Genomic DNA, 8,177 nt, shown 5'->3' on the forward strand with positions numbered 1-8,177 from the left:
AGGGTTCGCAGCCTTGTTCGTCGGCACGTCGAACGCGGAGACCAGGTTGCCCGCATCGTCGTAGGAGTACGTGATGTCAAGATCCGTGCCGGAGTACTGCTCACGGTCCAGCGCGATCCGGGTGAGCCGCTGGGTGGCCGGGTCGTAGGAGTACGACACGGCGGCGCCGTAGGTGGTGCCCAGGTCGAGCACGACGGAGCGGCCAGCATCATCATGCACGGCCTCGGCGACATACGTGCCCCACCCGAACCCGCCAGCCATCCACTGCGGCCGTGACGCGGCGTCGTAGTACGTCGTGACGGTCTCCGCCCCGAGAACGCTCGTGCCGCCCCCCTTGGCCCCCTTCTTCGTGATCTGGGGAAGCTTGAGCATCTTGATCTGACCGTCGGCGGTGTAGCTGTACTCCGTGACGAAGTCGCGTTTGGTCAGCGACGCCAGGTCCCCGGTGTCGGGAAGCGTGAGCTGCGTCCGCAACGGCTGGTACGCGTCGTCGTACTCCAGGATCGACGTCGTGTACGACGCGCCACCCTGGCTTCGGGTCTGCGACGCCAGCTGACCGAGGACCGCCTTGCCCTTCGTGTCCTGCGCGGTGTCGTACGCGAAGGTGACCGTCCCGGCATTCGACGTCTTGCTGATCGACCGTCCCAGGGAGTCGTACTCATAGGCGACCACCTCCCCTACGGCGTTGGTCGTCGATGTGACCTGCCCCAGGAGGTCGTACGTGGTGAACGACGTGCCGGCGTCGGGGTCGTCAGCGCTCACCTGCCGACCTGCGAAGTCGTACGTGTACTCCCAGGTGTTGTCATCGACGGTCGTGGACGGGTCGAGTCCGCTGTCCGACACCCTGACGAGATTGCCCGCACCGTCGTACCGGTACGAGGCCGAGACCGTATCCGAGGCGACTCGCTTGCGAGCGTCGAACCCGGCGACGCTGCTCGTCCCGGTCAGCGCGATCTCGACCTCAGGCCGCGTGCGGTGCTGGACGAGACCCGTGGTACGACCCCGGGCGTCCACGACCGTGGTGGTCACCGCGCCTCCACGCGGAGGGATAACCGTCGTGTGCGACCCGTCGTAGACCGTTACGGTGCGGTACAGCTCATGCGTCGGGTTCGACTTCGTCGTCTCCCACAGGATCTCGTCGGTCTGGCGACCCGCGCCGTCGAAGAGGTACTGCGTCTCAGCGACGAACGAAGCCGGCGTCGGCTTCATCTGGCCGTCTGGACGGCCCGTCACCTTCCACGGACCGCCTTGGCTCGAGACCCGGCCGGCCGAGTCGTAGAACGTGTGCGTCAGCACGCGGCCCCGTGCGGAGGCGCTCTGCCGTGGGCCGGCGACCGCCTGGCTCTCCTGCTGAGTCTGGATGACCCGCATCAACCCGTCGTAGATCGCGCTCCCCAGGTGCTGGGTCTTGCCGTCAGCGCCCAGCGTCTTCGTCACGACCGAGTTGAGCCCGGTCCTGGCGACGTCGTACTGGTACTCCACCGACGGGTACGGCGCGTCCTTGTGCTGCGGGTACCGCACGGACAACAGCCGTCCGAGCCTGTCGTAGGCCGCAGTCGTGACCCGCTTGTTGACGTCCGTCTGCTTGACGACGTTGCCCGTGAGCGGGTCGTAGGTGGTCGTGGTCGTGAAATCGGGTGTCTCGCTGGAAGGCGCTGGCTTGGTGACGGCGACCTCCTCCAGAAGGCCGCCAGCACTCGGCCGGTACGCGGTGGTCGTCATGCGGTCCGCCGCGTCGCGAACCTTCGTCGCGCGGCCGTAGTCGTCGTACTGAACGACCTTGCTCACCGGGACGTAGCCGGCGCGCGTCGACGAGTCGAGCGTGCCCTCCTGCCTGTCGAGATCGGGGTCGACCTGCCAGGTGGTGGCAACCCGTCCGTTCGTGTCGTACGACGTCAGGGTGTCGGAGACCACGTGGAGCGGACGCGTCGTCGCCACGTCGCAAGCCTTGGAGACGACCTCGACCCGCGACGGGAGCCCGAACAGCACGACACCGTTGCTGGTGATGTCCTCGCCGTACGTGTAGCGAGTGCACAGCTCGTCACTGGCGAGACCCACCTCTCCGTAGTCGTGCGTCGAGACCGGGTTGGCGTTCGAGTCGTACCCCGTGGTGACCCTGGTCTTGCGCTCGAAGGCGCCGCTGCTGTCGAACGTCAGGCCGTAGGTGCTGACCGTGTCGAGCCGGTACGCCGAGTCACCGCCTGACCACGCCGGGGTCGCCGTGCGCTTCGGCGACGCAGGGGCAGTGACGCTCTGGGACACCAGCTCCGTCCCGTTGTACTGCTCGACGCTGTATGCCATGCCCACGAACCGTTCGTGGTCGCCGATCGTGACGGTCTCGCTATCCGGGTAGGCGGCGAGCGCACCCGGCTTCGAGCTGACCGTCCGCCACTCGCCATTCGAGCTCTTGAGGCCCTGCAAGTAGCGCGTGACCGTCGACGAGGCTTCGTTGCCTTCGCCCACCGTCGTCTGGACGGACGCGAACCCGCGGAACTCCGAGTAGGTGGCCTCCTTGGGCTTCACCAGGGCACCGGTCGGCAGCGCCCAGGCCGCGCCCGACTGGGTGTACGTCGTGGTGACGGGGTCTGAGCCGGTCACCAGCGTCTTGCCCTCTGCGTCGACGGAGGAGCCGCTGTCCGTGATGCTCTCCACGACGTACTTGTGGAACCAGTCCGGCGCGTCCTTGGTGTGGCCCTTCGGCGCCCAGTTGACCGGGAAGCACAACGCGGAGTTCGAGCGAACCGTGATCGTCTTGACGCTCGCGGGGGTGCACTCCGCCTTCCGGTATCTGACGGTCGTCGTCGCACCGGACTCGCTCAGGATGGTGCTCAGCCGGGGCCGCCACATGGGCGACAGCCCGTCGCCACTGGCGTCGACGCGGTTGGCCAGGCGTTGCCACCCGAACGAGACCGACGGGAGCGGGAGCGGGTTGCCGTCCTTGCCACCGACGCCGGAGTGCGTGATGGACGTGAGCTGCAGGATCTCGCCCGCCGCCTGCCCGGAGCCCGTCCGGCCGTAGGGCGCGTCCCACACGTGGGCCAGTGCCCACGAGTCGATCGTCTTGTACTCGGTGCCGTCGTACGCCTGCGTCTTGACTCCCTTGAGCCGGTACCGGTCGAAGAACACCGGCCCGTACACCTGGGAGCACGACGAAGTACTCGAGCCTGGGGCGCAGTACTGGTCGGATGGCAGGTCCGGCCACGCCTGGGCGTTGGCCCGCATCTTCGTCTCGTCGCAGCTGCCAGCAGTCGACCGGCACCGCTTGACCGACTCGAAGACGACCTGCGCCGACGCAGCCGACGAGAGGTTGCCTCGCGTGCCGTACGTGATCTTCGTCAGGCGTCCACCGGTGTCATAGTCCAGGACCTTGACGGCGGTCGACTCTGCCTTGCCGTCAGCTGCGCTGCGGTAGCCAGCACGCTCGCGCGCGTACCAGTAGGTCATGGTGTTGCCCGACCGGTCGGTCACCTTCCGCAGGTTCCAGCGCCATGCCTGCCGGCACGACGAGTCCGCGAACGTCGTCTCGTAGCACGCCTCGCCGGGGTGGTTGCCGAAGACCGGCACCGTCCACGTCGAGTTCGTCGGGTCGACCTCGAGCTTCCCCAGGTCCGAACCGAACACGTAGCGCAGACCGTCGCCGGTTGTGACGACCCAGTACTCACCGTCGTCGTCGCGAAGCGGGCGCGCCGTCTTCGCCGCGTCACCGTTCTCCGTGCTGGGGATCCGGCCGGTGCCCAACCGCTCGATGCGGGTCCCGTCGTCGTTCTTCGCACGCCACGAACCGTCTGCGTCGAGGACGAGCTCGAGCGCCGATCCGTCCAGGACGAGCGTGGCGTTGTCCCTGGTCCAGCACAGGTCGCCGACCAACTCGCCGACATTGTTCGGCTCCTTGCCGTCAACCTTGTCTTCGTCCTGGACGCACGGGAGGTACTTGCGCTCGATGTAGCTGGAGTTCAGCTCGAAACCCTCGCCGACCCACGACGCCTGGTTGTTCGTCGAGGCCGTACGGCCGTCCGAGGCCGCCGAGGAGTAGTTGAGTGCGACGTTCGGCACCAGCCCGCCCGGGACGTCAGGTACGCGCATGGGATAGCTCCAGGTGAATGCGCCCGACGAGCCGGAGGTGCTCCATGCGGCAGAGGGCGCCAGGCTGGTCGCCTTCCAGTCGCCGGACCCGCTTGAGGTGCCGGCCGCAAGCGCGAGCGTCACCCCGCCCGTCGCCCCATCTGCCGCCACCGCGGACGACGTCGTCGACGACGGGCTCGAGCCGCTCTGCACATCGCCCCGCGTTGCCGCGGGGAGGTCGATCGTGGCCGAGAGGGTGTTCTCCGTGAGGTCGTTCGTCACGCCGTCGAGCTCGACCCACCGGCACTGGTCCTCGCCGGTCGCCTCGCAGTCCTCCAGGCGGAACACGCTGAGTCGGCTCGCCCAGTCACCGCCTGCAAGGCCGGCGAACTGCGCGTAGGAGAACGACAGCTGCACGCTGGTGGCTTCGTCGCCCTCCGTCGGCGACGCGTCGCCCACCTGAAGGAGGACGCCGGTCACGCCCGCGTCGAGAGCCTCGTCCTGCCCGGAGACTCGCACCGAGACCGCCTCCGGCGCGGGAACTCCCTCGACCGCCGCGGCCCCGACCAGCAGACCCCCTACGACTACCTGCCCGACACCGGACGACGTTGCCGCGCTACCCGATCCCCCCGGGGAGTCGGGGCCCGGCACCTCGACGACCTGCTCGTCGTCACCTTCGGGGACGTCGTCCGGCAGGGGCTCCGCCTCCGGGTCGATCGGGGGCTCAACGACCTGGGCAGTGACCGACTCTGCGTCCACGGGCTCAGGGATCTCCAGCCCGGCCACGACCGTGGCCAGGTTCTCCGCACGTGCCTCCAGCGAGTCGATGGGCTCGTCGTCCGCGCCCGCCAGCACTGGTTCCGCGAGGAGGGCGAACGTCACCGCTGCGGCCACGGATACCGTCGCCCTTCGCCACCGGGTCCCTGCCGCACGCGAGTGCGCCCGTCCCAACGCCATCAGTTCGCCACCTTCGTCGTCGGGTCGAGCGCCTTGATGCCGTCATTGAACTGGTTCGCCTCGGCGCCCTGGCACATGCGCCGGATCTTCGCGTCCGCGACGACTTCGCCCTTGAACAGCCGAACGTTGTCGATCTGTCCCTTCCACCAGTAGGCGTCTACGCCCCCAGACTTCCCGCGTCCGAGCACGAACGGGCCGACCGCCAGCGGCATGGTCGTCGGCGCCGCGCCTGATGCCACGACGGGTTCGCCACTCTTCGCCGAGTCAGGCGTACCGATCTCGCACACCCACAGGCGCATCCGGCCACGCGTCTTGTCGTACTCCGCTGTCAGCTGTGTCCACTGGTTCGCCGACGGCGGCACTGATGAGGCCACCGTCTTGGTCGTCTTTGCGACGGGGTCGTATGCCCAGAACGCCCAGCACGAGCTCATCCCTGAGGGACATCCCGAGACGGCGGTCCCCACGCTCCAGCCCACAGTGCTCACGCTGTCTTGCGTGATGACCGCCCGCCTCGAGCTCACGGTTTCAGGGTTGACGTGCGCCGCCACGACGAAGCTCTCACTCTCTCCGAACACCGAGGACTCCGTGTACGCCTGGCTCGACGACCCGTTGAATCCCATCGCCCAGTCACCGGCACGTGAGCCGAACAACGTGTGCGGCCCTTCCATCCACGTCGGGTCAACGACGATGAGTGCACCCGCCCCGTCGGCCCCACCCGACGCGCTAGGTGACTCGTCGCGGATCGAGCTGCCCCGCGAGTCGAACGACCAGATGCCATCCTCGCGAGCCGTCGCGACATCGAAGTGATACCCCGTGAGTTCCGATGTGTTGCCGGCCTTGTCCGTGACCCTGACCGTGAGTGTGTCGGGGCCCGCTCTCATCGGGTATCGGCCGTTGTCCGGCATGCACACTTTCGACTTGCCTGCCGCACCGACGGCGGCAGTCTGCCGAAAGGTCTGGATGAAGGAGTAGGTGAAGGTCACAGGCTGGTCGTCGTTCGAGGCCAGCTCGAAGCATCCCTTCATGCCTACCCCGCCGGTCTCAAGATCGGTCCAGTACTCGGCCTCGATCGTCGGGTCGCTTGACTGCGGCAACGGTGTCACCGAGGGTGGGTCCGGCCGTTCGGTGTCGATCCTGAACGGGCACCAATCTGTCCACGGTGAGACGAGCTCGTCGCGGTCCCACGCCCGCGCTCGCCACTTGTAGGTGCCCGAGGTCAACTCGCCATTCGGGACCGTCTTGTAGAACACGGTGCCCGGGTCGCTGAGCTGGAAGCCGTACACCCACACCTGGGTGTCGCCCTGATAGATCTGGATCGTCGCGCGCACCCGATCGCCGCTGTCCGGGTCGGTGGCCGTGACCGAGAGCTGAGGCTGGGTGTCGTTCATGAGGATCGTCGAGTCCGAGCACTTGTGCACCTGGTTGCCGACGATCATCTGCATCGACTTCGGCACGGACGGCGCGCGGTTGTACTCGACCTGCACCTGCGCCGAACCCATGTCGTAGCGCCACCAGGAGCCTTCCGTCTCCGACGCAGCACGCAGACCTAGAGTCATGTCCGACGTCGTGCCCGCGTACTGCTTGGCCGCTGCGAGGATGCTCCACTCATCCATGTCGCTGCCCGGACAGCTCGTCCCGTAGTGGGTGGGAGTCTGAGAGTCCTGCTTCGACTTCGTCGAGGGCTGGTTGGACCATCCCGTCGACGCGGTAAATGCTGCCGTCAGGTAGAGGTCGAGCGTCTTCTTCGTGCATGACCACGAATGCGTGCCGCGGACCCGGAACTTTGCCTCGACCAGGTCCTCAGCCTTGATGTAGGGCAAGGACCAGATGTCGAAGTTCCAGAACGCCCGCGAGCGGTGCACCTGCGTACACGTCGATGCCGGAGCGCAGTACCCCACACCCTCATTCCCGGACAGGTCATCGCCCTTGGCGCTCCCGTACTTCGATCCCCAGCCGGAGTAGTCCCGGACGACCAGCCACTCGTTCAGCGTCTTCGCCGACAGCGCGGGGTCGATCGTGATGGGCCACTGCGCGCTCGGGTCGTCGACCATCTGCTGGTCAACGGTCACGAGCGCGCGGGTCTCCTCGACAATGTCGAGCGGCATCGTCGCGACAACGTCCCCCTCGACGGGCGCTGTCGCCGGGTCGTCTCCGACGGCCGCAAGGCCGGGCTGCTTCGGGCCGTCCCCACCAGAGCTGTCCCACTGGAGTGGCTCGGCGGCCACGAGCACCGCTTCGCCTGACTGACCGACGAGATCGATGCCGCCCGAGTCGTTCGCGGCGACCGAGAGCCCCTCGGACGTCACCACCTCGAAGCCGACCTCACCCCCGGCGGCGCGCTCGAGCGCCGCGTAGGCCAGCGGGTCGCGCACCTCGATCAGCGGGGTCACCCCCGATGCATCTGCGTGGACCTGCGCCGTCAGCTCCACCCCGTCGATCGCCTCGCCCGCGGCGTCGAGCACAGCCCAGGAGACGCGTGTGCCATCGACCCGGGGGGGCACCAAGCGCCATCGGCACATCGAGACTGACCACACCTTCAGGCGAGGTCATCGAGATGAACCCGGAGCCGTCCGCGGGCGAGAACGTGATCGGGTTCACTGGTGACGCGACGCGGATCTCGCCGCTGTCCTCGTCGACGACGACCGACGGGTCGACGGGCTCCCACGACCCCGAGACGTCGGTCCGCACGGCACTCTGGTCGAATGTCGCACGCACCGTCCCGCGAGGCGTTGCCGTCAACGACGACTGTGGGTTGAGGGTGTCGAGCGCCACGACGTCGTGACCGCAGGTCACCGCCAGGACCAGCGCCTCATCGATCGTCGGAGCCTCACTCGCGCTGCAGTCGAGGTCCTCGTCCGCCATCTCGACTGCGGCGTACGCCCCGCCCGCCACCAGCACGACCGCCACGGCCGACCCGATGACGCGGCGCCCGCGCGACACAACACGCACCGAAATCTCCCCTGCTGCCGACCTGGACCGTCAGACGCCAGCACGAAGGGTCACCGGCGGATTGGCTCGGAGTGTTCCGGAGCCCCGCGGCAGAAACAGGCCGTTCGGTCTGATATCACCCGAACGGGCGTACCCGCAGCGCGCGGTCGGCGACGCGTGGCGGCTACGTGAGCGTGGTCAGGGTGGCGCGGGCGTCGTAGCGCCAGAAC

The 8,177-nt window shown here is 67.9% G+C and carries 2 protein-coding genes; both read right to left on the reverse strand.

The features are described 5' to 3' along the window. Positions 1-4,956, reverse strand: a 4,956-nt coding sequence (locus tag CPE01_RS16065; RefSeq protein WP_186811591.1) for an RHS repeat domain-containing protein, incomplete at its 3' end; no start/stop codon positions are given. A 62-nt stretch (positions 4,957-5,018) separates the two neighbouring features. Next, on the reverse strand, positions 5,019-7,481 hold the full coding sequence (locus tag CPE01_RS16070; protein ID WP_186811592.1) for a LamG-like jellyroll fold domain-containing protein: 2,463 nt from the start codon (positions 7,479-7,481) through the stop codon (positions 5,019-5,021). Between the last annotated feature and the right edge of the window lie 696 nt (positions 7,482-8,177).

Source organism: Cellulomonas persica (assembly GCF_007989825.1).
Lineage (GTDB): Bacteria > Actinomycetota > Actinomycetes > Actinomycetales > Cellulomonadaceae > Cellulomonas > Cellulomonas persica.